This is a genomic window from Pseudomonas ceruminis (genome assembly GCF_021602025.1).
Lineage (GTDB): Bacteria > Pseudomonadota > Gammaproteobacteria > Pseudomonadales > Pseudomonadaceae > Aquipseudomonas > Aquipseudomonas ceruminis.
Genome location: NZ_BQHW01000003.1, coordinates 133,562 through 157,318 on the forward strand (window position 1 = coordinate 133,562; position 23,757 = coordinate 157,318).

24 protein-coding genes and 2 pseudogenes are annotated in these 23,757 nt (G+C 64.7%); 2 read left to right on the plus strand and 24 right to left on the minus strand.

Going from position 1 to position 23,757, the window contains the following annotated elements; all coding sequences use genetic code 11:
- Window positions 1–17: 17 nt before the first annotated feature.
- From L6D80_RS04800 to pilL2, 7 genes are read right to left on the minus strand one after another with little or no spacing between them, the layout of a single operon-like run.
- Entirely contained in the window at window positions 18–767 is a 750-nt protein-coding gene (locus tag L6D80_RS04800) for a TIGR03747 family integrating conjugative element membrane protein (protein WP_003109778.1), read from the minus strand.
- Window positions 764–2,956, minus strand: coding sequence for a type IV conjugative transfer system coupling protein TraD (gene traD / locus L6D80_RS04805; RefSeq protein ID WP_176512829.1), 2,193 nt, complete (start codon window positions 2,954–2,956; stop codon window positions 764–766). Before traD ends, L6D80_RS04800 begins: the two co-directional genes overlap by 4 nt.
- Window positions 2,957–2,960: 4 nt before the next feature.
- Window positions 2,961–3,509 (minus strand): integrating conjugative element protein, encoded by a 549-nt coding sequence (locus tag L6D80_RS04810; RefSeq protein ID WP_017640426.1) that lies wholly within the window; start codon window positions 3,507–3,509, stop codon window positions 2,961–2,963.
- Complete coding sequence (locus L6D80_RS04815; RefSeq protein ID WP_017640425.1) at window positions 3,506–4,096, minus strand: transglycosylase SLT domain-containing protein; 591 nt, start codon at window positions 4,094–4,096, stop codon at window positions 3,506–3,508. The genes L6D80_RS04810 and L6D80_RS04815 overlap by 4 nt, the downstream gene beginning before the upstream one ends.
- Window positions 4,078–4,803 (minus strand): TIGR03759 family integrating conjugative element protein, encoded by a 726-nt coding sequence (locus L6D80_RS04820; RefSeq protein ID WP_017640424.1) that lies wholly within the window; start codon window positions 4,801–4,803, stop codon window positions 4,078–4,080. The genes L6D80_RS04815 and L6D80_RS04820 overlap by 19 nt, the downstream gene beginning before the upstream one ends.
- Before the next feature lie 14 nt (window positions 4,804–4,817).
- Window positions 4,818–5,459, minus strand: coding sequence for a hypothetical protein (locus tag L6D80_RS04825; RefSeq protein WP_017640423.1), 642 nt, complete (start codon window positions 5,457–5,459; stop codon window positions 4,818–4,820).
- A complete protein-coding gene (pilL2, locus tag L6D80_RS04830) occupies window positions 5,456–6,055 on the minus strand; it encodes a PFGI-1 class ICE element type IV pilus protein PilL2 (RefSeq protein WP_017640422.1) in 600 nt (199 codons plus the stop codon). The genes L6D80_RS04825 and pilL2 overlap by 4 nt, the downstream gene beginning before the upstream one ends.
- Window positions 6,056–6,298: 243 nt before the next feature.
- On the opposite strand from pilL2, the gene L6D80_RS04835 reads away from it, so the two are divergent.
- Window positions 6,299–8,062 (plus strand): ATP-dependent nuclease, encoded by a 1,764-nt coding sequence (locus tag L6D80_RS04835; RefSeq protein ID WP_236183031.1) that lies wholly within the window; start codon window positions 6,299–6,301, stop codon window positions 8,060–8,062.
- Window positions 8,049–9,863: an ATP-dependent helicase gene (locus L6D80_RS04840; RefSeq protein ID WP_026083768.1), complete on the plus strand. Its 1,815-nt coding sequence runs from the start codon at window positions 8,049–8,051 to the stop codon at window positions 9,861–9,863. The genes L6D80_RS04835 and L6D80_RS04840 overlap by 14 nt, the downstream gene beginning before the upstream one ends.
- A 66-nt stretch (window positions 9,864–9,929) precedes the next feature.
- On the opposite strand, the gene L6D80_RS04845 is transcribed toward L6D80_RS04840, so the two are convergent.
- The 17 genes and pseudogenes from L6D80_RS04845 to merA all read right to left on the minus strand — a co-directional run bounded on the left by L6D80_RS04845 (window position 9,930) and on the right by merA (window position 23,752).
- Window positions 9,930–10,709, minus strand: coding sequence for a competence protein CoiA (locus tag L6D80_RS04845; protein WP_017640418.1), 780 nt, complete (start codon window positions 10,707–10,709; stop codon window positions 9,930–9,932).
- 138 nt (window positions 10,710–10,847) lie between these two features.
- Window positions 10,848–13,127, minus strand: coding sequence for a helicase-related protein (locus tag L6D80_RS04850; RefSeq protein ID WP_176512831.1), 2,280 nt, complete (start codon window positions 13,125–13,127; stop codon window positions 10,848–10,850).
- A 136-nt stretch (window positions 13,128–13,263) separates the two neighbouring features.
- Window positions 13,264–13,569 (minus strand): hypothetical protein, encoded by a 306-nt coding sequence (locus tag L6D80_RS04855; RefSeq protein ID WP_003116817.1) that lies wholly within the window; start codon window positions 13,567–13,569, stop codon window positions 13,264–13,266.
- Window positions 13,570–13,658: 89 nt separating this feature from the next.
- Window positions 13,659–13,979 (minus strand): hypothetical protein, encoded by a 321-nt coding sequence (locus L6D80_RS04860; RefSeq protein ID WP_003116818.1) that lies wholly within the window; start codon window positions 13,977–13,979, stop codon window positions 13,659–13,661.
- A 50-nt stretch (window positions 13,980–14,029) separates the two neighbouring features.
- Window positions 14,030–15,139 carry a DUF6094 domain-containing protein gene (locus L6D80_RS04865; RefSeq protein WP_003116819.1) on the minus strand — a complete coding sequence of 370 codons (1,110 nt, stop codon included), beginning with the start codon at window positions 15,137–15,139 and terminating at the stop codon, window positions 14,030–14,032.
- Window positions 15,140–15,203: 64 nt separating this feature from the next.
- On the minus strand, window positions 15,204–15,851 hold the full coding sequence (locus L6D80_RS04870) for a hypothetical protein (protein ID WP_003116820.1): 648 nt from the start codon (window positions 15,849–15,851) through the stop codon (window positions 15,204–15,206).
- Window positions 15,852–15,927: 76 nt separating this feature from the next.
- The gene (locus tag L6D80_RS04875) at window positions 15,928–16,188 is read right to left on the minus strand and encodes a hypothetical protein (RefSeq protein WP_003090124.1); all 261 of its coding nucleotides are present in this window, start codon (window positions 16,186–16,188) and stop codon (window positions 15,928–15,930) included.
- 16 nt (window positions 16,189–16,204) lie between these two features.
- On the minus strand, window positions 16,205–16,612 hold the full coding sequence (locus L6D80_RS04880) for a hypothetical protein (RefSeq protein WP_003116821.1): 408 nt from the start codon (window positions 16,610–16,612) through the stop codon (window positions 16,205–16,207).
- A 104-nt stretch (window positions 16,613–16,716) separates the two neighbouring features.
- A complete protein-coding gene (locus L6D80_RS04885) occupies window positions 16,717–17,058 on the minus strand; it encodes a hypothetical protein (RefSeq protein WP_003116822.1) in 342 nt (113 codons plus the stop codon).
- A gap of 94 nt (window positions 17,059–17,152) precedes the next feature.
- A complete protein-coding gene (locus tag L6D80_RS04890) occupies window positions 17,153–17,842 on the minus strand; it encodes a DUF3275 family protein (protein ID WP_003116823.1) in 690 nt (229 codons plus the stop codon).
- 94 nt (window positions 17,843–17,936) lie between these two features.
- On the minus strand, window positions 17,937–18,764 hold the full coding sequence (locus tag L6D80_RS04895) for a DUF932 domain-containing protein (RefSeq protein ID WP_003116824.1): 828 nt from the start codon (window positions 18,762–18,764) through the stop codon (window positions 17,937–17,939).
- Window positions 18,765–18,909: 145 nt separating this feature from the next.
- Window positions 18,910–19,815: a DUF3577 domain-containing protein gene (locus L6D80_RS04900; RefSeq protein WP_003116825.1), complete on the minus strand. Its 906-nt coding sequence runs from the start codon at window positions 19,813–19,815 to the stop codon at window positions 18,910–18,912.
- Between the two features lie 310 nt (window positions 19,816–20,125).
- Window positions 20,126–20,576, minus strand: a pseudogene (locus tag L6D80_RS30230) (XF1762 family protein).
- A gap of 141 nt (window positions 20,577–20,717) precedes the next feature.
- The gene (locus L6D80_RS04910) at window positions 20,718–21,002 is read right to left on the minus strand and encodes a DUF3085 domain-containing protein (RefSeq protein ID WP_031629745.1); all 285 of its coding nucleotides are present in this window, start codon (window positions 21,000–21,002) and stop codon (window positions 20,718–20,720) included.
- A gap of 45 nt (window positions 21,003–21,047) precedes the next feature.
- Window positions 21,048–21,566: pseudogene (locus tag L6D80_RS30500) on the minus strand (Tn3 family transposase); the annotation flags it as partial.
- Window positions 21,530–22,045: a Tn3 family transposase gene (locus L6D80_RS30505; RefSeq protein WP_003098931.1), complete on the minus strand. Its 516-nt coding sequence runs from the start codon at window positions 22,043–22,045 to the stop codon at window positions 21,530–21,532. The pseudogene L6D80_RS30500 and the gene L6D80_RS30505, both read right to left, overlap by 37 nt.
- Before the next feature lie 18 nt (window positions 22,046–22,063).
- Complete coding sequence (gene merA / locus L6D80_RS04920) at window positions 22,064–23,752, minus strand: mercury(II) reductase (protein ID WP_003098932.1); 1,689 nt, start codon at window positions 23,750–23,752, stop codon at window positions 22,064–22,066.
- Window positions 23,753–23,757: the final 5 nt, after the last annotated feature.

The following is a 23,757-nucleotide window of genomic DNA, read 5'->3' on the forward strand; positions in this document are numbered from 1 at the left end:
GTGCCGCCCGTGTCACCTCATAAGTACTTCTTGAAGCTGCCTGCGGTCAGGCTGACTGCCATCCCCAGCAACGCCGCGCTGGGCAGCAGGATGACCAGAGGATGCACCGATATGGGCAGAGCGAGATAGGTGACCCAAGGCAGCACGGCCAACGGCATCAGGCTGGCCTTCGCGCGGTGGTAGATGAAGCCGGATTCGCGGCCCGCGCCGAACCGGCGCACATCCCGTCGCACCAGGCCGTCAATCAGGCCGACGAATGCCGCCGTGAGGATCAGCGGCAGCGTGAGCACCAGGACCAGCAGGCGCACCAGGAAGGTGAGCGTCGTGAAGGCCGCAGCGATCAGGTAGCTTTCGGCCCAGACATAGACTTGGCTGATGTAGTAGCGGAAGTTGCGGCTCTGCCCGTGGCTGGGCGCGCGGACGCGCTCGGCGGTCTGGCTCATGCGCTCCAGCAACCCCGAGCGCACGAACACCCACTCGTACCCGGTATCCACCAACTCGTGCGCCGTGCGCCCGGGCTCCTGTACCACCACGCTGCGCGTGAAGTGGTTGGACAGGTGCCCGAGTTCGTACCGCAGCATCTGCTGGGAGTGGCGCCAGCCCTGGTCCTTCCAGAACAGGTGCATGCCGGCGCACTCCACCACGATCGAGAACAGCAGCGAGCCAATGAGCACCCCGAGCAGCCGGAACGGTAAGGTGATGGTGCCGACGATCAAGCCTTGGCGATGGTTCTGCTCCCGCTGCGCGGTCGAGGCGGCATCCTTCATGGCACGGCCTCGTTGCCCGCGCCATCGTCGGCGCCGGTGGCCACCGCGCCGGGCTCGGCCGCAGCGGCATCGTCCAGCAGGTCGTCGGGCAAGGCCGCATCCTGCAAGGCCGACGAGCTGGTGAACTCCCACCACTGCGTGGCCTCGCTGTAGCTCTGGCGCATGTACCCGGCCAGTTGCTGCAGGTCCGCCGGCATCACTTCATCCGGGTCCGGCGCCGGCAGCGGCATACGCACCTTCCAGAGCTGGCCGCCCTGCAGCAGCGCGAAGCACTGGCCCTTGGGCAGGCCGACGACGTGTGACGGCTCGATCATCGGCACGCTGGCCATGCTGATGCGGTCCTGGGTGTTCGACGTGAAATCCGTCGCGCCGCGGATGTCTGAGCTGTCCGTCGCGCCCGAGACGATGGTGGTTGTATAGACCTCGACCTTCGGCAACTGCCTCGTCAGCAGTTCCGCGGTGGCCGTCTCGCGCACGCGCAACATGAATAAATTGTTGAAATTCCCGATCACTTGGCCGGCCTTCGCGCGATTTCCGATGCGGGCCTCGATGTCCGAGAGCGTCTGCGTGTACGCCGTGACTTGCAGGCCGGCACCGCCGCCCTTGTTGATGAGCGGGATGAATTCATCGCCCATCAGTTCATTGAATTCGTCCGCGTGCACGTTGATCGGCACGCGAGCGCCAGCCACTGCGCCGGGCAGGCCATCGTCGATTCCGTGCTTGTAGATGTGTCCGGCCACCGAAACCAGGTCGGAGAACATGGAATTGCCGACCGCTGCGGCGACCTCGGCGTCGGACAGCGCGTCCAGGCCCACGTAGACGACGGCGCGCTTTCGGATGACCTGCATCCAATCGAAGATCGGGCGCGGGTCGGCCAGGTCGGAATAATTCGGGGCCAGAAGCTGGGAAATCTTCCCGCTGGTGAGCTTCTCCAGCAGCGGCAGCAGGCTGGCGACGATCTTGTCGAAGTACGTCTTGTCGTAGCGGACGGCAGAGCGCAGGCCGTCCAGCACCGGGTCGTAGTTGCGGGCCTGGGAGAGGTACTGCTCCAGCGCCACCACGCGCTTCTCGCGCCCGATCATGTTGCGCGGGATGTTCTTCTCATTGAGCTTGGCCTCGATCTGAACGATCACCTCCCAGGCCTTGGGCTCCGTCTTGGCAAAGTAGTGCTGGGCGTACTCGATGAACAGCGCGTCGATGTTGATGACGTGCCGCTGGATCAGCATGTAGTCCGGGCGCTGCCCCAGTTCCACCAGGGCGCGGGCGATGATGTTGACGAAGCGCCACGCGAACTCCCTGAAGGCTGCGCTGTTGCCTTCGCCGGAGAGCTGGCCCGCGATGCGGGTGGCGACTTCCGAGATGCGACCGAAGCGGCCTACGGCGTTGTAGCGCGCGGAAATGTCCGGCCAGCCCAAATGGAAGACATAGAACTCGCCTTCGCGGCCCGCGCGCTTGGCCTCGACATACATCCGCTTCAGGAGATCGGCATCTCCTTTGGGGTCGATGAAGATCACGACCTCGTGCTCGCCCGCAGAGTTCGTGCGCCGGATGTCCTGCGTGACGAACAACTCGGCCAACCGGGTCTTGCCCACGCGCGTGGTGCCCAGTACCAGCGAGTGCCCGACGCGCTCGCCCAGCGGCAGGCTGACGTCCACCTCCTCCGGTTCGATTCCGTGCAGGCGCGGCAGGCCGCCCACTGGCGGCAGCGGCCGCACCGGGTTGCAAGGTACGTCCCAGCCGGTGAGTTTCGACAGCCGGGACAGCGGGAACGGCGCGAACTCCAGCCGTTCCTCCAGCCTGCGCGCCAGCCGATAGGCCGGCGTCGGCTCGACGTAGCGCCGAAACTCCGGCCGGTACGTCTGCATGAGCCTATGGGTGTGTTTCTGCTCCCACAGGAACCCGCGCCCCACGAACAGACGCTGCTGGCTGACCGGCACGTCCTTGCTGGTCATCACGTACCGAGGCAACCTGCGGATGTTGCGCCGGTAGCGCAGGATGACGCGGGCATCGCGGTAGCGGATCGCGCCATAGGCCCCGAACGCCAGCGCGCTGCCGACGCCCATGGCGGGGCTCAGCGCGAGCGACCACGAGGCCACCAGGGACAGAAACGCGGCGCCTGCACACGCCGCGACGGTATATAGCTCCACCGCTGGGCGAAGCAGAACCTCGACCGGCTGTTTCCCCGACATGGCTTCATTGCTCGATGCCGGTGGCCGTGATCAGCGCCGGGTAGTGCCGCAGGCCCAGGCGCTCGGCCAGGTCGTCGCCGGACACGGGCGCGAGGGGCACGCCATGCACCAGGGCGCGCAGCCGCGCCAGGCCTTGCACGGTCTCGACGTTGACCACCAGACCGACCGCGCCGCGCTCGCGCAATGAGGCTGCATGGCGGCGCAACCAGGCCTGGGAAGTCTCGTCGTCGCCCACGACCACGAAGGGACGCAGGCCCGGCGCCTCGATCACCCGCCGCGCGACGGTGCCGGACGTGAGCTTGGCGCTGCGCACCGGCAGCATCGCGGCCTCGTCCGCCGGTGTGGCAGGGATCTGAGGCGTCAGGATGGGCGACCGGGCCGGCGCGTTGGCGCGCGGCTGAAGGTTCAGGGCTTCGTAGTACGGCAGCGCCGACGTGCCGCCACGGTCTTCGACCACGATCAGCGGCTCGCCGGCACGCGAGGCCAGCGGCAGACCCGCCAACAGCACGAGCAGGCCTTTCGCCGCGAGATGAGCCAGATGGGATTTCGTCATGGTGAGGTCTCCTGGCGCGCGGCGAGGACCGCCGGGGTTGAGCGCGTGCCTTGCACGCGCGCGAGGTGGCGCGACACGCTGCGTCGATAGCGGGCGGCGGGCTCGCCTCCCGCGGGGCGGTGGTAACGGCCGATCGCCACCAACCAATCCTCCCCGGGGCTGTGCTGCTCTTTCAGGATCTCGGCGGCGATGGCGAGGTTGCGGTACGGGTCAAGCAGGTCGCACGCGGTGCTGTAGCGCTGCTGGTGGTAGCCGAGGTTGATCTGGCCCAGGCCCGCGTCGATGCGCGTGTGCGGCGTGGAGCGCATCGCCTGGTGCAAACCGGCACAGGCGTCGGATCGGGTCGCGTAGCGGCGCGACTGGCCGGCGACGTTGAGGGACCACGGCCACGGGACGATGCGCCCGTTGCGCCGGATGCCGCTCTCTTGCAGGGCTACGGCATAGAGCACCGTCGAGGGAATGCCCGCGCGCTGGGCGGCAAGCTGATAGGCCGGTGGTGGAACTTCCTGGGCCTGGGCAACGAAGGCGCAAAGGCCAGCAACGAGTACCAGTGCGCGCAACGGCGCCGTCAGGGTTGGCGTTGCCATTGGCCATTCACCTCGCGCACGACCGCAGGCAAATCGCCGGGCAGGCCCAGCGACAGCCAGCGGCCGCCGTCATGGTTGAGAGTGATGCTGCCGCTGCGCACCCGTGCGGGGTCGATCTGTGCGCGCTTGGCCCAGTCGCGGATGCGCGCGTCGTCCTGGCGGCTGCCGACCATGTACAGGTCGAACTCGGCCCCCGAGGATTGCAGGCGCTGCACGAGCTGTCCGCAGGCTGCGCAGCCGTCCTTGACGAATACCGCCGTGCGGCCGCTGCCGCGCGTGGCTCCGGCGACCGGTTTGTCGTCCGGCAAGTTCACCCGCTGCATGCCGGGGTTCAGGCGCTGCCAGGCCTCGTCGTAGGCCCTCTGGTAGGCGAGCAGCTTCTCGACGCGGCGCGCCTCAACCTGCACCTGCAGCTCTGCGTAGCGGCGCCTTTCCTCGTCGGTGCGGGCTTCGATGCCCAGGGCCGACAACGGGTCCAGATTGGGCGAGTAGATGCCCAGCGGCCCGTCCATCAGTTCGCGGTAGCGCGCCCACTCCTGCGGTTGCAGGCCCCAGTCGCTCGCCACCCGGTCGTCCAGAACGCGAGCGGCCAGCGAGCGCTCCTGGCTCTGCGCATTGCGGACGGGAGCCGCAGGCGGCTGCTGCGCCAAGGCGGGCCACTGGGCGGACGCCAGCAGGAGCGCGGAAAGGATGATCGGCGGCTTCATGCGCTGTACTCCAGTCAGGGAATCGCCATGCGACGGGTCTGGTCGCCGGTCTGGAACAGCGCGGTGTTGCCCTCGACCGCCTGCAAGCGCCACGGGCCGACCGCATCACCTGGCAGCAGCACCTGAAGTTGGTCGGGCGTGAAGTCGCCACTGCTGGGCGCGACAGACACGCTGCGCTCGCCGGCGCGCAGTTCGGCACCGACGACCCGGAACGGCAGCGGCGGAGGTTCGGGCTTGGCGGATGACTTGCTCGGTGCGCGCGGCTGGGCGGGTACTGCGGCGCGTGCGGTGGTCTGGCGCGCCTTGACCTGCTCGACTTCGGCGCGCAGTGCCTGAAGGTCGTCGGCAGCGGCATAGGCGCTCAGCGATTTCTCGACCTGGGCCGCGCGTGCTTCCAGGATTTGGCGGGTGTCTTTGAGGTCTGCCGCCGTGGCAACGGCCGGCCGCTGCTGGATGGCCTCGACGGTCTCGGCCAGGCCTGTCGCCTGCGCTTCGAGGCGTTGCAGCCGGGAATCGAGGCGATCCTGGTCGGCTTGGTCGTTCATGGCCTGGTAGCCCAGGGCCAAGAGGACACTGAGGCCAAGCAGCCAGAGCCACATCAGGCTCTGCACCACCACGGCGGCGGTTGAACGCTGGGCGGATTGCGGAGCGTTCATGGCTGGCCTCCCGAAACTGCGGGTGCCAGCGGGAACGTCTGCACCGCCTCGATGGGGGGCGGCGCGGGTGTGTTGTCGGCGGTCATGCTCTCGCCGGGCCGCTCAAAGCAAATCTGTCGTGTGAGGTCATCCGCGTGCAGTTCCCAGGCCGGGCCAGCCAGCGTGAGCAGCGCATCGCGCAAGGTCATTGGGCCGAGGTGCAGGTGCGCCGCCGGCAGCGGCAGCGCGTACAGCTCGATCACCGCATGCGCTGTCTGGCACAGGCCGTAACCGCTGCGCTTGAGCACATGCCGCAGCCCATCGCCGACGGTGGCGCGCGCATCCTCGGGGATGGACACGTCGATGGTCTGCAACAGCAGGTCGCGCTGCGCCACCGTGGGCGCCAACTCGACCAGGGTGTAGCGGCCGTAGCGCACGACGGGGATGTACTCGGGAGCCTCGGGCTCGGACGCGGGCGAGACTTCCTCGAAGGCATCGGGTGCGTGCGGCGAAGTCGTGGTCGCGCAGCCGCTAGCCAGCACCGTCCAGAGCAGACCGAGGATTCCCGCCAGCAGGCGGCGTTCGGGGTGGTGAAACCAGGGTGGAGAGGGGCACATAGCTCGGCGTCCTGAAACATCGAGCCCTCACCATCGCCTCTAACGCCCCGGGGCAGCAGCAAACAATGCGAACCACGCTGTGTCCGATTTGCCGGCAGCGGTCTAGTCGAACAAAAGCGGCCTTGAGGGGGCCGTAACGGAAAAGCTCAGTCGCGGTCGGCGGATGGAGGCCGGCTGCTTGACTGCTACTATTTGTTAAAACACCAGTGGACGGGGGCGTAAATGAGGGTTTCTCGGGTCAGGTTGATCAATTTCGCCAATTTCTCGGATGTTGATGTCGAGACGGGGGAAAGCATCGTCATCGTGGGAGAGAACAAGGTTGGCAAGAGCAATTTCATTCGCGGCCTGCAGTTGATCCTTGATCCGGGCTTGTCTGAACGCGATCGACAACTGGGGCTTGAACATTTCTGGGACGGACTTGGCGAAGACAAGGTTGGTGCGACCATTGAGGTCTCTGTGGATCTAACGGACTTCACAAACGATCCCCGGCTGATGGCTCACCTCAACGATTGCGTGATTGATCCTGGCCCACCCATGGTGGCCCGACTCACCTACCGCTTCCAGCCTAAGGCGGGCCTGGGGCGCGCCCCGGAATCGTTGAAGGACTATGAGTATGTGATCTTCGGTGGCAACGATCCCGAAATGCGTATCGGCGGCGGACTTCGCCGGATGTTGCCAATAGATGTTCAGGTAGCCCTGCGTGACGCTGAGAAGGACCTTGCGAGCTGGCGCAATTCGCCATTGAGGCCGCTCATTGAGGATCTTGCCGCGTCGTTGGATGATGACGCCCGTGAGGAGATTCAGAATCAGGTCGACCAAGCACAGCGAGAGCTGGCTGGACACGAGGAAGTGGTAGCGACAGCAGAACGGATCAGCGAACGGCTGATCGCAATCGCCGGGGGGCAACATGCTGTCCCGGTATCGCTCGGACTTGCACCTACACGAGTGGATGCATTGCTGCGTAGCCTTCGGCTGCTCATCGACAACGGTGTTCGCGGTGTCGGCGATGCCAGCCTAGGAACGGCGAATCTGATCTTCCTGGCCTTGAAGAGCCTCGAACTCGACCGTCTCGTCTCCGAGGGGGAGCGCGACCACACATTCTTCGTCGTCGAGGAGCCCGAAGCGCACCTGCATCCGCATGTCCAGCGTCTTGTCTATCGCTACTTTCTCGGCACAAGTGCGGAAGATGAGGACGAAGCCCCTCCGCTGACGACAATTCTCACTACTCACTCGCCGCAAATCGCAAGCGTTACACCGATTAGGTCCATCGTTCTCCTGCGTCATAACGCAACGGACGGGAAAACCGTCGCGGTTTCGACCGCGAACGCACCTTTCACACAGAGGGATGAAGACGACCTCCAGCGCTACATCGACGTCACTCGCGGAGAAATATTATTTTCCCGGGGAGTGATTCTGGTTGAAGGGGACGCCGAGCGCTTCATCATCCCCGCGTTCGCCGACGCCCTCGGGATTCCTTTCGACATACTTGGAATCACTGTGTGCTCGGTCGGGGGGACGAACTTCACTCCTTATGTGAAGCTTTTGGGCCCTAAAGGGCTAAATATTCCACATGTAATTTTGACAGATCGCGACCCGGTCAATGGCAAACCTCCACTAGCCCACAGGCGGTTAATTAATCTCTTAAACGAGGTCGATGACGAATATGGTTACGATGACCTGGATATAAATGATGTGCTCAAATACGCCGCAGAGTTTGGATACTTCGTCAACGAGAGCACGCTGGAATCCGACCTATTTGCCGCCGGAATGACCGAGGCGATGAAGTCGGTAATCGAGCAGGAGTTGCCGCTGAGGCAAGTCACCCGGGACGCACTGCAAGAGTGGGTGGATGATCCGGATCAGGTCGATGAAGACCGGCTGCTGAAGTTGATTGAACGGATTGGCAAGGGGAGATTTGCACAGGCACTTGCGCCGTCGGTGTCTGAGGACGTTTGCCCGGCCTACATTCGCTCTGCGCTGGAGCATATCCGCGATGCCGTCGCGTAACGTCGGTACAGCCTACCTGGCGCAGGCTGCCGAGTTGGCTGGAAATCCAGGGCAGTTGGCAGCTTACAACTCTCAAGGACATTGTGTGGTACTCGCTGGTCCCGGAAGCGGTAAGACCAAGACACTCGTCCTAAAGCTCGCCCGCATCCTGGCCGAAGACGTCGAGGCCCCACGTGGCGTTGCGTGCATCACTTATAGCCAGGAGTGCGCTCGCGAACTCGCTCGCCGAATTGAAAGCTTGGGACTTCAGCAGGCACCTAATCTTTTCATTGGTACGGTCCATGGGTTCTGTCTGCGTCATCTCTTGATGCCGTATGGACGCCTGGCCGGCCTGCCCATATCTTTCCCACTCTCGGTGGCCACTCAACGAGTCAGTGATCGGTTGTTGAAGCAAACTGGAGATGCGCTTTTCGGCCAGAACCATCCGTACAAAGTTATTGACCTCGGGCGGCATCGCCGTTCCGTGCTCAATCGAAATAGCGTCGCTTGGCGTAGCGAGGAGGAACTCGCTGCCTGGGCCGAGGCCTACGAGGCCGCTCTGCGCGACGATGGGCTGATTGACTACGATGACATGGTTGTCTTCGGCCAACGTTTGATCGCCGAGCACGACTGGGTACTACCTCTGGTTCAGGCAAAATTCCCCGTGCTCGCGGTGGATGAGTACCAGGATTTAGGCGTGGCACTGCATCGCATCGTCAAACGCCTTGCCTTCGACGGGGGTGTCCGACTTTTCGCTGTCGGGGATGCGGATCAGTCGATATATGGATTTACGGGAGCTGATGGCGCGTTGCTCATGGAATTGGCGGCTCGCAGAGACATTGAGCCTGTCCAGCTTCAGTTAAATTACCGTTCTGGTGCAGGGATCGTGACTGCGTCAGAGATGGCGCTTGGAGAAGCCCGAGGCTATCAAGCGAGCGATCCTGCGCGACAAACGACCATCGAATTTGTCCTGCGCCCGGGTGGTATGGCGGACCAGGCTGCGCACGCCGTCGCGCAGATCATTCCGGCGGCCTTAGCCTCCAAGCCGGGACGAACACTGGGCGATATCGCGATCCTATACAAAGACTATCGCGCAGGCGATATCGTGGCTGAAGCTGTGGCAACCGGTGGTCTCGATTACATCCGTGTGGATACCGCAGCACCTTACCGCAAGGTTGCCCTAACAAGTTGGGTAGAAGATTGTGCGGCGTGGTGCGCGGGTGGCTGGCGTGTTGGACGCCCACAATTGCGCGGACTACTCGACCGCTATCGCGCATTTCATCGGGCGAGCTTGGACGATTCACAGGCCAAGCGCGAAGAGCAAGAGCTAACCGCCTTGCTATGGGAGCTGCGTGCTGACCAGCAACCTGCGCGAGAATTTGTTGCTTCGCTGCGCAACGGTGTAGTGGATCATCTGCTGGCGGCTGAATTGGCGCTCGCTGATCAGAAGGAGCAACTGGATCGCATGACGGCAGCGCTCGCTGAAGGAGGTGCACTGGCTTCGCTAGACATCACGAGTTTGGGCGGCCGGGACGGTTCGCCCGATCACCTGAATCTGCTGACACTGCATTCCGCAAAGGGCTGTGAGTACGACGTCGTCATCATGGTTGGACTCGACCTCGGAAATCTGCCGTGGCGCAATGAAACTCCAGAGAAGTTGCGCGAAAGTCGCCGGCTCTTCTATGTGGGACTCACACGTGCTCGCGACGAGGTCCACATGCTGTATTCGGGCTTCGTTGATGGCCGCTATGGCCCTATGCGCTTTGGGCGCTCGCCATTCCTTGATGAGCTGGAGGCGCGAATGCGTGCCGCTGGCATTTGAGTGTGAACCCGAGAATCTGGAGTGTCGGTGCTGCGTCGGCGCATGTCGAGCAACACCACAGTCGAGCTACATCTTTGCAGCCAAGCGATTGGCTGCGAAACGCTCGCGCGAGAGTCTGGCGGCGTTATTCATCGAGTCTAGGTTATCGATACACCATAGACCGTTGATGCAAAGAAAGCGCTCACTAAGCACTGCTTCAAGTATGTTTGGAAGGGTTGCGTTGAAGAATCCGGCACCCTTGACCGTTGGGGCCGGATCTAGCTCAAGCATCGCGACCGGCAGGTCAGAAAGGCACGGGCCGAAGTGGCCAGCCGAAGGGAACTTGCCCCCAAACTCGGTGCGCAGACGCTCCTTTCCCATGCTCTTGGTGAGAGTGCTATATCGCTCCTGCCGCAGCAACCAAAGAGACTTGATGCCCGCCTCGCGGTACCGCTCTTGGCGTTTACGGTAGTCACGGAGCGACTGATACGATCTTTGGATCTCGACAGCCAACCTAACCCCATTGCGCTCACCCCAGACATCAGCCTGCCAGCGACCTGCATCACCCGAACCCGGCATTTCAACCGAGGCACGGAATCCAAGATCTTCAAGCACGCTGCGCACAAGTATCTTGGCCGCCAGGTGCCATTGGCTTTCTTCGGAAGTACTGCACGCACCTCCTAGATGCGCGAAGAAGGGGTACCCATTAGCACTAACCTTGGGAATCGCTGGAGCGTTGCAGCAAGGCATCAGCAGATCACCGATGCAGTACGCCCGTTGCAACTCTTCCCACTGCGCCTGAGACATATGCAGTGCGTTGGCTGCACCAGTACCATCTGCATATGCTGCTTCGATCACCATAGCCATAGTGCCTCCTTGAGTCTCGGTATTGTCTAATCAGTTTAGCCTTCCCCGCGCTGGGACCGGGGCGGTGATCGAATCCTCCGAACAGCAATTTCCTAGAAAAATGCCGGCACCCCCGAAAGGATGCCGGCAGACAGCAGATCACGCAGTTACCAATTGCCGGGCCAATGCGACCTCCACGGAATCACCATCCTGGTTCAGGACATCGAGCCCCGATTCGGGTACATCGCCCGAAGTGGACTGCGAGACCATGATCTTCTTGGCCATCAGCTCCAGGCAGGTCATCTGCGAGGAGCCGGCGTAGCCCAGGTAGATCACGCGCACGGACAGCTTCTGCCCGATACGCCAGGAGCGGCGTGCCGCCTGCTGGAGCGAGTACACGTTGTAGCCCGACTGCATGAACACGATCGTCGGAAACTCCAACAGGTCCAATCCCGTCTTGACAAGCTCGGGATTGGTGATGAGCACGTCGATGCCACGGTCCAACTGCTCGGCGATCCAGTCCTCGCGGCGGCTGGCATCCACGCTTGCGCGCAGTACCGCCACTTTGAAGCCTTCCTGCTCCAGCAATACCTTCAACCGGCTAGTCGTGTCGCGCGTGCCGGTATAGACCGTGTAGGCCAGAACCTTGCGGCCCTGTGCTTTCTCTTCCCTGCAGATGTCGATCAGCTCACGCTCCTTGGGGCTGATCTCGAACTCGTTGAACTGAGCCGGGACGAACGCCAAGGTATTGCGTGTACGCGGATGCACCACGGTCTCCGACCGGAAGCAGCAGTCCGGCCAGGCCAGCAGCACGTTGAGGACCACACCCAGCAAGGTCGTATCGCGTCGCGCCAGAGCCTGTTTCAGCTCCGCGGTCAGCCGACCCGCCAGATCGCGGTAGGCCGCGGCTTGCGCCGTGTCCATCGCGACTTCACGGAACTCCTCGTCATACGGCGGCAGGACGTTGCCACCGATGTCCTTGAGCTTGAGAAAGATCGTGAACGGCAGGATGCAGCGCAGCACGCCCTTGGGGCCAAACCCCGGGGCCTTGACCGTGCGCACCGATACCTTGGTGCCCTTGGCCGTCTTGTGCGCCGTGCCGGTGCTCTCGGAGTAGATGTCCTTCAACACCCCGTGATCGCGCATGAACGCCATCGCAGCCGAGGTCATGCTGCCGCTCGTGGTCGGGCGGTAGCCGTCTTCGATCATCCGCCCCGGAAGGGCTCGGAACAGCAGGTGGAACAGGTCGTCCCCGTAGCCGCCCATCAACGTGCCGGTCAGCAGCAAGGTCTTGCGAGCCTTCGCCGCCAGCACGCCCATGGCCTGGCCCTGGGCACTGCCCCCGTTCTTGTACTCATGTGCCTCATCGGCGATGAGCAGGTCGAACGTGCCTTGCGGCAGGTAGCGTTTGATGAACTCGGACGGCTGATAGCCGCCCTCGCCAAAGCCGAACTCCATGTTGGCCATCGCACGTTCCATGCGCGTGGCCTGACGGTCGGAAAACACCAGCTCGCCGTTGCCATCCATGAGGTTGATGAACTCATGGATGTTGTCGCCGAGCATCGACGCCAGGAACCCGTCACCGAACTTTTGCATCAGCTTCTGCGCGGTGACCTCTCCGATGGTCGGTATGCGCTTTAAGGCTTTGAGCACGGCCGAGGACTGGTCGCTGCCGGACAGACTGCGCGGGCGGATCAGTGTCCACAGGGGCGCGGCGCAGTGGCCGCACTTCCTGCGGCACTCCTCGGCTTGGAGCGCGATCGGGTTGACCGGCTCGCCGTCGAGGTCGGTGATGACCGTGCCGCAGTCCGGGCAGGCCGCCACGTCGCCGTGGCGGGTGCGCCGCGTGGTGAAGACAGGCTTCCAGTGAAAGCCCATCCGCATCCTGACGCGCCCCAGGACGAAGAACTCCTGGCCCGTGGGCTGCACGCCCAACTGCTCGCGCAGCTTGATGAGCTTGACGAGCGTATCCGGCCCGTTGAGTACCCACACCTTGGCACCGGCCACCGTCTCCTGGATCTCGCGCCGCCACTTGTAAACCAGGTGGGGCGGCGACAGCACCAGAGTGCGGCGATAGCCTTCGGCGTTGAGCACGGCGGCCGTGGCAATGCCGACGGTCGTCTTGCCGCAGCCCATCTCGCCATTGACGATCGCAGCACGTTCGCCACGGTCGATCAGCAGCTCGGCGGCGGCGTGGACGACTTCGGCCTGGGCTGGGAACAGCTTGCGCTTGAGGCTGGCGACCACCAGTTGCCGGTGCGCCTGCGGTTGGCCGGTATAGACCGGCGGATTAGCGCTGTTGAGGGCGTCGAGTAGTTCGTCGCCGAACTCGCCGACAAAATCCTGAAGGCTCAGGGTCAGAGGGGAAGATTCCGCGTCGAGCAGTTCGCCCTGTACGGGCGCGGATTCAGCGGCAGTGGTTTCGAGATCGAGGGACATGGTGATGCTCCAAAGAAAAATGGGGCATGCACCACCCCCAGCGGGGCAATGGCATGCCCCGTGGTGGGAAGAGAATCGACGCGTGGCTGAGGGTGGTTGAAGGTGCTGGCCTGGGCGGCCCGCAGGTGAACCGTGCTCAGTCTTCGGACGGAAGCACGATGACGGTTGCGCAGCGCTGCGAATCGGTGACGATGCGAATGGCGAGCCCCGGATGGATCACGTAGTGCGATTCCAGCGACGCGCCCGATTGAAGCGCGCTGCTGTTCGTCTGCCATTGCTGGATGTTGACGTCGCCCCAGTCGCCACGGGTGTGGCGCCTGAAGTACGGGATCGGGTCCAGGCGACCCGCGCGGACCAGGCGGTCTACACCTCTGCTGAAGATGAGCGCCCCGATGGGGAACGCCAGCCGCTGGCAGTAGGTTTCGATGCGATGCGATGCCATGGGCTCCTCCTTGATGAGTCATTGAGCCACGACACCCCTGCCGGAGTGAAGTGGCTCCGTCAGGTGGATGAGGATGACGATGTGGGGCCTCAGATCAGGTCCCGCTCTTCGGGAAGCTGGACCACCGTGGTCTGGTGGTCCTCGCTGGTCTTGACGATCAGCGCCAGGTCCGGCGTGATCCTGAACTGCGAGATCATTAGGTTGTCCTGTTGGATCGCCACGTCGTTGGCTTGGCGTGTGGCCTCATCGATCTCGCCCCAGTCCCCGCGCACATGGCGCTGGACATAGGCCAAGGGGTCGATCAGGCCTCGCCGGGCCAGCCAATGCACCTTCTCGCTCAACTTCAACGTACTCGGTGCGAACAACGGTTGCTTGTGCGGCGCAGGCCGCTTGAACGGATTGGGGATCATGGTGTTTCTCCTTCGAGTTGGTACAGCAGGACGGCAGCGCGTCCGGTGGATCAGCGAATGGTCAACACCTCGCCCCGTGTCGCGGAGCCAGGTGTCATGTCCCACGCGCGGATGACGGGAACGAACTTGTCGGTGAGGATGCGGGTCTCGGCGATGGAGCCGTCTTCGCGTTCGGTGAACTCCCGCTGGAGCGTCTTGTCCTTGTGGGTGTCACCTTTGACGACGAGCACGCGCCCGGTCTTGGAGCGCACAACCCCCGAGATCGCACCCGCGGCCAGAGCCAGGGCGAGATGCCAGCGGGACAAGGCCCGCGCCGGTGGACGCAGCGATTGCTGCGCAGCCCCCAGGTGCGTGTCCTGCGATGGCCACAAGCCTTGCAGCCTGCCAACCTCATCGGCGAACTGCTCGGGCTCCATCGTCACGCGGAAGAAATGCTCTGGCTCGGCCGGGCTGGCGGGGACGATGTACGGCAGGAACGGCCACTCGCTCGGCAGTTCCTCGGCTTCGACTTCGCCTTGCCCTACCTGCAACAGCAGATTGCGCACGGCCTTGACGCCATCGGGCACCTGCTCGCGCTGGCGCACCCGGCGTCCGAAGATCACCACCTGCTTGAACTGCGTCTCCACCGCTCGGTAGATGCGCAGGTCCGTGTAGTGGCGCGTCAGCCAGCCGACCAACTCCGCGTCGAGCACGTAGCCGGGGACGATGAAAACCAGCACGCCGCCGTATTGCAGCAGCGAGAGCGTGCGCTGGTAGAACAGCTTTTCAAGGCGGGCACGGCCCTGGCCCTGATAGCCGATGTTGCCGTTGACGTCCTTGGACAGGTCCCCATACGGCGGGTTGAGCCAGAGCAGCCCGAAGGACTGCTTGGAGACCATCGTGTCCATCAGGTCCGCGTGCAGGCAGTGATCGACCAGGCCGCGGGCATGGCGCGCCCGCTCCGCGTCGAACTCGACGGCGAACGCCTTTGCCTGCTCGCGCCCGAGGGCATGGGCGGCTTCGGCGATCGCCACGCCTTCGCCGGCGCAGGGATCGAGGATGCACATCGGCCCGTCGCTGGGCATCAGTGCGTTGAGCGCTCTTTCGAGCGTGGGTTCGTCGGTCGGGAAATATCCGTTCTTGACGAAATTGCGGGCGAGCCGCGGGAACATGAGGGCCATGGAAGTCTCCTGGTTGGCGGGGATGAAACACGGAAGTACGCCAAGGCGTGCCTCCGAGGGTGGGTCAAGCCGCTACCGCTTCCGGCGTCCAAATCTTGGCCGGATACGGATAGGCGGTGAGCGCGTCGCTGCGGATCAGGGAGCCGAGCGCCAGGGTCAGCGCCGGCACGTCGATGGCGAGCCGATGGCCTTCCAGCGGCCCGAGGGCGAACGGAAGGCGGGCCAGCATCTCGCGGGTTTGCAGCAGTTCCAGCACGGTCTCGCGCCAGTGATCGAGCAGCGGCAACGGGCAGGTGTCCCGCACCAGCATCCACAGGCGGTCAAGCCTGTGGGCGCTGTCGCGTGGCAGCAGTGCCAATGCGCTGGCGTTGGCCTTGTCGGGCTTGACGCAGCGCCGGTCGAACAGCCACACGTTGGACAGCGAGCCGAACAGCGTCCGCCGGTACGCGCGCGTGATGCGCTTTTCCAGGCGATCGACGTTGCCGATGAATACCGGGACGCTGCCGCCCTGGTCGGTGATGACGTGGAACTGGTCCAGTCCCTGCTCGTCGCGCCCGAGGGTCAGGCGAGCGAGGAACTGCTGGACGGCGGTGTCCCGCGCCCAGATGGACAGGAAGATCAGGTTGCCCTGGTCATCGCCGACGCAGGCGTCGGCCATCACGTCCGGGCATTCGTCGATGCGGTACAGCGTGGAAGAAGTGTTTGCGGGCATGGTGGTGTCCTCGGATGAACGGGAACAGCACCGCCCGCTGGGGCAAGTACTGCCCCAGGGGGTGGAAGAAAACCGCTCAGTCCGGCTCGAACTGCCGGGTGTGCGGGTTGAAGTGAAGCGGCTCGTCCGCCGAAGTGATCGGCGTGAAGCCTTCCAGGTAGATGTTGTTGAGGTACTGGTCGCGGTAGGTCAGTGCCTGCCGTGCCTGGTCCTCGGTGAGGCCGTTGTCGATGAAGTACGCCAGCATTTCCTCGTCGGAGGACACTTCGTCGTTGGACAAACTCCCTTCAACGAGTGCCAGCAACGAGGGCGGAAGCGTTGCCAGGATCGGGTCCATGTCGGTTCCTCCTGGCTCAGGCCATCGACGCCGCGGCGGATGCCGCGGATGCCGTGGGTGTGCGCCGCCGGGCGTGGTAGGCGCGAACGCCTGCACGCCAGTCGGCGGACTGCTCCGGTGCGAGGTCCAGATAGGACAGCGGGCACGTGTAGTAGTACGGGTGCATGGACTCGTCCAAGGACTTGTAGCCCCACTGGCCGCCGCTTCGTTCAAGCAGATCGCAGCGGATGTAGCGCAGGGACTGGCCCGGTGCGAGATCACGATGCACGCCTTCGACCTTGGCGGTCACTTCGGCGACGGACCACAGCACGTTGCCGCGCAGGGTGTGAGCGATGACCTTGACGCTGGCGCGCTCGGTCTCTTGCGGTGCGATCAGTTCCGCGATCAGTTCGGACCGCGATTGGTTTGAGAAATACCAGCCCATGAGAGGCCTCCTCGAAAAGTTGAGCTGAAGGCCTCCCCGTGGGGAAGAACCCCCAGCGGGTGATGGAATGCCGCATCTGCGGCGAAGGAACCTATGCGTCGCCCTCAATCCCAGTCGTCATCGTCTCGATCACAACCGGCCGGGCAGTAGCCGAACTCGATCCCGTGCGAGCAATAGCCATGCTCCGCATTCCAGTCCTGGGTTTCCTGCCGTTCGGCAGGTGTTGCGTAGTCCCATTCCTGGGCCGCGATTTCGAGAGCCTGAGCACGTTGCTCATCCGGCAAACGATTGGCCTGTGCGTCGATCGCCGAACTGAAGAGCGTCACGTAGTGGTCGTAGGACAAGCCGCAACCGCGCTGGGCGTGTGCGGCGGCCGCTTTGCAAAGGTCCCGCCACGCGGGTTCATCCAGCGTTGAACGCGGGGTATCGCAAGCGATGGTGGACATGATGGAGACCTCCAGAAAATGGCCAGGGCCTCCCCCGCATGGGAAAGGAACCCCGGCGGGTGGATGAAGAACACCGCGCATGCGGCGTCTGCGATCACGCAGGTTTTGGTTCGGCCTGGCGGCTCCACTCCTGCGTCTTGAAGTCCAGCGCGTAGCCCAGCTCGCCCAGGCGGGCGATCTGCGCGCGCAGGGTGCGGCGGTCGATGGTCGAATCCAGTTTCACGGACTCGCCCAGCGGCCACAGCAGGCCGAAGAGCGCGGCGTCACCGTCTTCGGTGCTGCCGGGGGCAGCGGCCGTAGCAGGCGGTGGCGCATCCACGCCGAAGGGCGTGGTATCGACCAGCGGGTCCGCGGACGCCTGCACGGGTGCGGGCTTGGCGGGCCTGGACGCTTTGGTGGGCTTGGCCGGCGTTGCCGCAGGCTGCGCCCCTTGCTCTTCATCGAGCGGATCGACGTCCTGGGTGGCGAAGCTGCGGGCTTCGTCGCGGCTGAGTTTGTCGATGCCGTTGAGCGTCATGCCGTCGAGGCTGGCACGGATCTCGAACCGCATGCCGCCGCCGACCGGATAGGACTTCGGGAAGATGTACCTGATGATGAATTCCCCGTCGTACTTGCCTTCGGGGTACTGCTCCAGCTCCGGGTCTTTGACCTCGAAAGTACCGAGGTGCGTCGCGAGGCGGCCAACCGTGAACGGGCCGTTCTTGCCGCGGATGGTACGCAGCGTGAGCTGGCCGGGGACGACGATGGGCGCAACAGATTTCTCGGAAGCCGATGGGGTTGCCATGATGGTTCTCCTGATGATGAATGACGGGCCGCCGACGGCACCCGGTGGATGAGAGGAAATGGCCTCGCCCGAGGTGGGCGAGGTCCGCGTGGCATCACGCCTTGAGCTGGCGCATGCCTTCGGCCAGCAGCCACAACGCCCGGTTCAGGCGCAGGTTCTGGTCGATGCCTTGCACCGGACGGGTGCGCTGATTGCGGCCGTTGGCCGTGCGTCCGTTCAGGCCCCCTTTGACTAGGTTCTCCTGGACGCGGTTGAAGACGGCCCACAGGTCGTTCTTGCGGTCGTCCCATCGCCGAGGGGCCAGCAGTTGGCTCTCGGTGACAGGCGTGGACTTGGCCGGATCGTCGTACTTGAGTGCGAGCGCAGAGTTCGCAAAGACCTCCGCTTCGCCCTCATCGAGGGTGATGGTGCGCATCGCATCGCGCGCGTTATGCACGCGCTCGAAACCTTCGAGGACTCCGTAGGCACCTTCGATCACCTGGCTGGCCACGTCGCCCTTGTGGGGAACGCGGATGTCTGCGGTGGTGTCACCGCAAACCAGGCCGTTGTGGCAGACGAACCGGAACATGCCGGCGAGCATCTGATAGCTGCTCGTGCCGTCATGGCTGTTGAGCAGGATGATCTCGTTCGCCTCGTCGCCGTTGATCTGGCTTGCATGGCGAAGTCGGATGAGGTGCTTCGTGTACTCGCGCCGGTCTTCGTTGCGCACGCGCGTCTGACACACCATGAAGGGCTCGAAGCCCTCCTGGCGCAGCTTGGTCAGCACGGTCGAGGTCGGTATGTAGGCATACCGATCGGACCGGCTCCCATGTGGAGCGTCGGCGAAGATCGACGGAACGACGGCACGAATGCGGTCGTCCGAGAGTGGGCGATCAGAGCGCAGGATCGGGGATTGCGGAGCAAAGCGGGATACCAGAGACATGGCTGATCTCCTTTGAGAAATTCGACAACCGCGTGGCCGTGAGACCACGCGGAACTCGGGGGATGAAATGCGCAAGCACGCGTCCTGGGGACGCGGCGTACGTGGGGAGGAAAAGCGACAAGGCCCCGTGAGAGGCCGTGCCGGATCAGAACGAAGCAGCCAATGCCGGCTCCTGCTCCTGGACTTGCGCCTCGGGCTCGCGCTCGGCGGGCTCGGTGGCCGTGTCGATGGCATCGTCGGCTTCGGACGCGGATGCGTCTTCGGCCGGCGGCGCCTCGGCTTGCGCCTGGCTCGTCGGATAGACCTGGGTGCCGTCGATCTTGATGAGACCGATGTGGACCAGCGTCGATTCCAGGCTGGCGGCCGGTTCCCCGGCGTGCTCACCCTTGGTGCGGATGTACGGATCGATCTTCATGTCGTTCAGACGGAAGGCGATCAGCACCTTGCGGTCACCCTCGACGGCCTGAACGCACCGGCGAACCAGGTGCTCGGCTTCCGGGGTGGCGACGATGGTGTCGAAGTACCGATACTCCGGTTCATCGACAGGCCCGGCCAGTGCCGCGACGGTGCAAGAGAGGAACGAGTCGCCAGCTTTTGGGGTGACGTCCTTCACACGATTGAGATAGCCGATGCCGCGGGTGATCAACTCGTGCTGCTCGATCGAAGCCAGTTCGGCCCGGTCGATCAGTTCGGCCTTGAGCAGTCGCGCCTTGAGGGACGCGGCGGCCTGACCCTTCTGCTCACCCTTGTCGCGGATGTACACATCGCCCCACAGGTCACCGAGGCGAAAGCGCACCAGCGGGCGCTGCTTGGGATCGTCAACGCCGATGTAGCGCTGAACGAGCTTCTTGGCCTCGGCACCCGAGACCTTGACGTCGAAGTAGCGGTAGCTGGGGTCCCGGGCGGGGCCGACCAGCGCGGCGATGGTGCATGCCAGGAAAGGCTGCGCACGGCGGCCGCCCCGGACGGGCACTTCACGGACACGCTGGATGTAGCCGATGCCCGAGGTGTGGAGGTCGAAATACGATTTCTCGTTGGACGTGGTGTTCATGGTGAATCTCCATTGGGATGAAGCGGAGACACACCGGCCCACGCATGCGGGGAAGGTGCGTGACCCCGCGGTGGGTTGATAAGGCGAAAGCATCCGCCACCAGAGGCTGGTGGCCGCTCGCGGAAGGATGCGGTGCGAGCTGGCTCGGTCACGCAGTGGGAACTGCGCCGCAACCTCGAAGACCGATGGTTGCCTGGCATGTCGCTGACGACGTCAGCAGGCATGGGGCCAGCATGGCGGGGCCTCGCGCGCGCGGCAGCAATCAATCGGCACCCGGGCGCTTCCCTTTGTCCGCGCCACCCGGCGCCTGTCACAGGCACTTGGCGCCGCGCAGGTGCTCGGGGGTATCGGCGCGCGGACGGCCGGGACGGCTCCAGGCGCCGCCACCGCGCGCGCCGATCAGCCGCCAGCCGGCGGCGCGCAGGCTGGCGCCACCTTCGTCGGGCATGGTGTAGGTGAGCAGGCGTATGTAGCCCAGCGCCCTTGCCGCCTGCCAGGCCGCGCCGTAGAGCTTGCTGCAGGCGCTGGGTGTGCCGTCGGTGCACAGCCGCGTGACTTCCAGCGTCCAGGTGCCGCGCGACCGGGCGGCCGACAATGGCCACGCCGTGGATCAGGTCGCTGTCGCTCAGCGTGACGGCCAGGGCGAACTTCGCGCCCTGGACCGGGCGGTGGTGGCGATGGTGCGACAGAACGAATGCATTGGCCGTGCGCAGCGACACCGGTAGGAGGTGCAGCCTCGGCGAGGTCGATGGCGTGTTCATGCGGTTGTCTCCGGTGGCATGCCGGCGTTGTGGCCGGCGGGGCGTGCCTCGGCGGCTGGAGACAAACGCGCACGCGCGGCGATGGCGGCGGTGCGAACAAAAGAAGGCCCCCGATGCGGGGGCTGCGAGGCGGTTGCCGCGTCAGGCGGGAGGCACCACTGCTAAGGACAGGTGCGTGGCGGTGGCGGAAAGCACGAGATCGTCCGCCGAGTGCTGGAGGCGCGTGAACAGGCCGTCCTTCGGGTCGAAATACTCCGCGAAGTCATCGCCGCCCAGCTCGCGGCCGGCGAGGTGCCACCAGTCATCGAACGGGTCGGTGTCCGGGTTGCATCCGACGGCGTAGGCGAGCAGTGCCTGGCGCCCATCCGGGCGACGCTCCCCACGCTCGGCGAGGAAGTACACGCCCTGATCCTTGACCAGGACAATGCGGCACTGATTGGGGACGTCTCAGAAAACGGAAAAAATCGTACGCTAAGCCGGTTGCAGCGGTCGTAGCGGCCTGAACTTGCCCGCGCCGATCTTGGCGCTGCTGCGCCAGAGGTAATCGCCGGTCAGGTTGATGTGCTCCCAGCCCAGCGGCGACAGGTACTGCAACAGGGCGTCATCGACAGTCTGGCCGTGACCGCGTAAGGCGTTTGAGGCCCGTTCCAGATAGACCGTGTTCCACAACACTATGGCCGCCGTCACCAGGTTGAGGCCGCTGGCCCGGTAGCGCTGCTGCTCGAAACTGCGGTCGCGGATTTCGCCCAGCCGGTTGAAGAACACGGCGCGGGCTAGCGCGTTGCGGGCTTCGCCCTTGTTCAGTCCGGCATGCACGCGGCGGCGCAGCTCGACGCTTTGCAGCCAGTCCAGGATGAACAGCGTTCGCTCGATGCGGCCCAGCTCGCGCAGCGCCACGGCCAGGCCGTTCTGGCGCGGGTAGCTGCCGAGTTTCCTGAGCATCAGCGAGGCCGTCACCGTGCCCTGCTTGATCGAGGTGGCCAGCCGCACCTTGGCGTTGATCGCCTTGCCGGACGCCTGGAACTGCTGCTGATGCTTGTGCTTGGCAGCGTTGAACAGCTTGCCCAGGATGCGGTCGTGCAGGTCGATGATTTCGTCGGTGACGGTGGCCATGCCCTCGATGGCGAGCGCACCAGGGTCGCGTAGCGGCGCTGTGCCTCGAACTTGGCCAGATCGGCGGGCGTCATCTGGCCGCCTTCGCGGGCGATCTTGAGCAGGCGGTTCTGGTGCACCGACCGCTCGATGCCGGAAGGCAGGTCGAGCGCCTGCCAGGCTTTGAGGCGCTCGATGTGTTCGAGTATGTGGCGCGAGTTCGGCTTGACGGGCGACTGGCGCAGCCAGGCCAGCCAGGTCGTCTTGCCGTTGTCGTGGCGCTTGAGCAGATCGTCGAGGCGGTGCCGGTGGGTGGCCGACAGGGGATCGGACAAGGCCGCGTAGATGCGGCGGTTGGCGCGGCTGTAGGCGTTCATCGAACACCTCCCTTTTCCTCATCCGGCGCAACAGGACAGTTGCTTCACGTCCTTGTTGAAGGTCTGCGCCGCGAGCTTCAGTCCCTCGACCATGGTCAGGTAGGGGAACAACTGGTCGGCCAGCTCCTGCACGGTCATCCGGTGGCGGATCGCCAGCGCGGCCGTCTGGATCAGTTCGCCCGCTTCCGGCGCGACCGCCTGTACGCCGATCAGCCGCCCTGAGCCAGCTTCCGCCACCAGCTTGATGAAGCCGCGCGTGTCGAAGTTGGCGAGCGCCCTCGGCACGTTGTCGAGCGTCAGCAGCCGGCTGTCGGTCTCGATGCCGTCGTGGTGCGCTTCCGCCTCGCTGTAGCCCACGGTCGCCACCTGCGGATCGGTGAACACCACCGCCGGCATCGCCGTCAGGTCCAGCGCCGCGTCGCCGCCGGTCATGTTGATCGCGGCGCGCGTGCCGGCCGCCGCCGCCACATAGACGAACTGCGGCTGGTCGGTGCAGTCGCCGGCAGCAAAGATGTGCGGTGCGCTCGTGCGCATGGCGCGGTCGATGACGATGGCTCCCTGCGCATTGACTTCGACGCCTGCCGCTTCAAGGTTCAGGCTGCGCGTGTTCGGCGCGCGACCGGTGGCGACCAGCAGCTTGTCGGCGCGCACTTCCCCCTGCCCGGTGGTGAGCACGAATTCCCCGCCCGCATAGGCAACGTGGCTCGCCTGGGTGTGGTCCAGCACCTCGATGCCCTCGGCGCGGAAGGCGTCTGTTACGGCTTCCCCGATGGCCGGGTCTTCTCGGAAGAACAGCGTGCTGCGCGCCAGGATCGTGACCTGGCTGCCCAGCCGGGCGAAGGCTTGCGCCAACTCGACCGCCACCACGGAGGAACCAATCACGGCCAGCCGCTCGGGGAGCGAGCTGCTTTCCAGCGCCTCGGTGGAGGTCCAGTGGGGTGTGTCCGCAAGGCCCGGGATTGGCGGAAGCGCCGGGCTCGCGCCGGTGGCAATCAGGCAGCGGTCGAAGTTCACCTCGTGCGTGCCGCCGTCAGCGGTCGCCACGGTCAGCGTGCGCGTGTCCCTGAACCGGGCCTCGCCGCGCAGCACGGTGATGGCCGGAGTGCTTGCCAGGATGCCTTCGTACTTGGCATGGCGCAGCTCCTCGACGCGGCCTTGTTGCTGGGCCAGCAGCCGCTCGCGCAGTACAGCGGGCGCTGCGGCCGGCAGGCCAGCATCGAACGGGCTTTCGCGGCGCAGGTGGACGATGTGCGCGGCGCGGATCATGATCTTGGACGGCACGCAGCCGACATTGACGCAGGTGCCGCCGATGGTGCCGCGCTCGATCAGCGTGACGCGGGCGCCTTGCTCCACGGCCTTCAAGGCAGCCGCCATCGCCGCGCCGCCGCTGCCTATCACAGCCACGTGCAGCGCTTGTTCACCGCCAACATGCTTCGTTTCGCCACCGAGCCAGCCCAGCGCCTTGTCTAGCAGGCCGGCAGGCTTGTTCGGCGTGTCGGTAAGCCGTGCGCGATAGCCGAGCGTGGCCACTGCGGCAACCAGCGGGGCCACGCTCACGCCTGCATCCGCCTCGATTTCGGCCTGCCGCTGCGGATAGGACACCGAGGCCGCGCGCACGCCGGGCACGTTCGTCAAAGCCTGCTGGACGTGCTCGGCGCACGACGTGCAGGTCATGCCTTCGATGTGGAGGGTGATCGCCTCGGCCATGATTA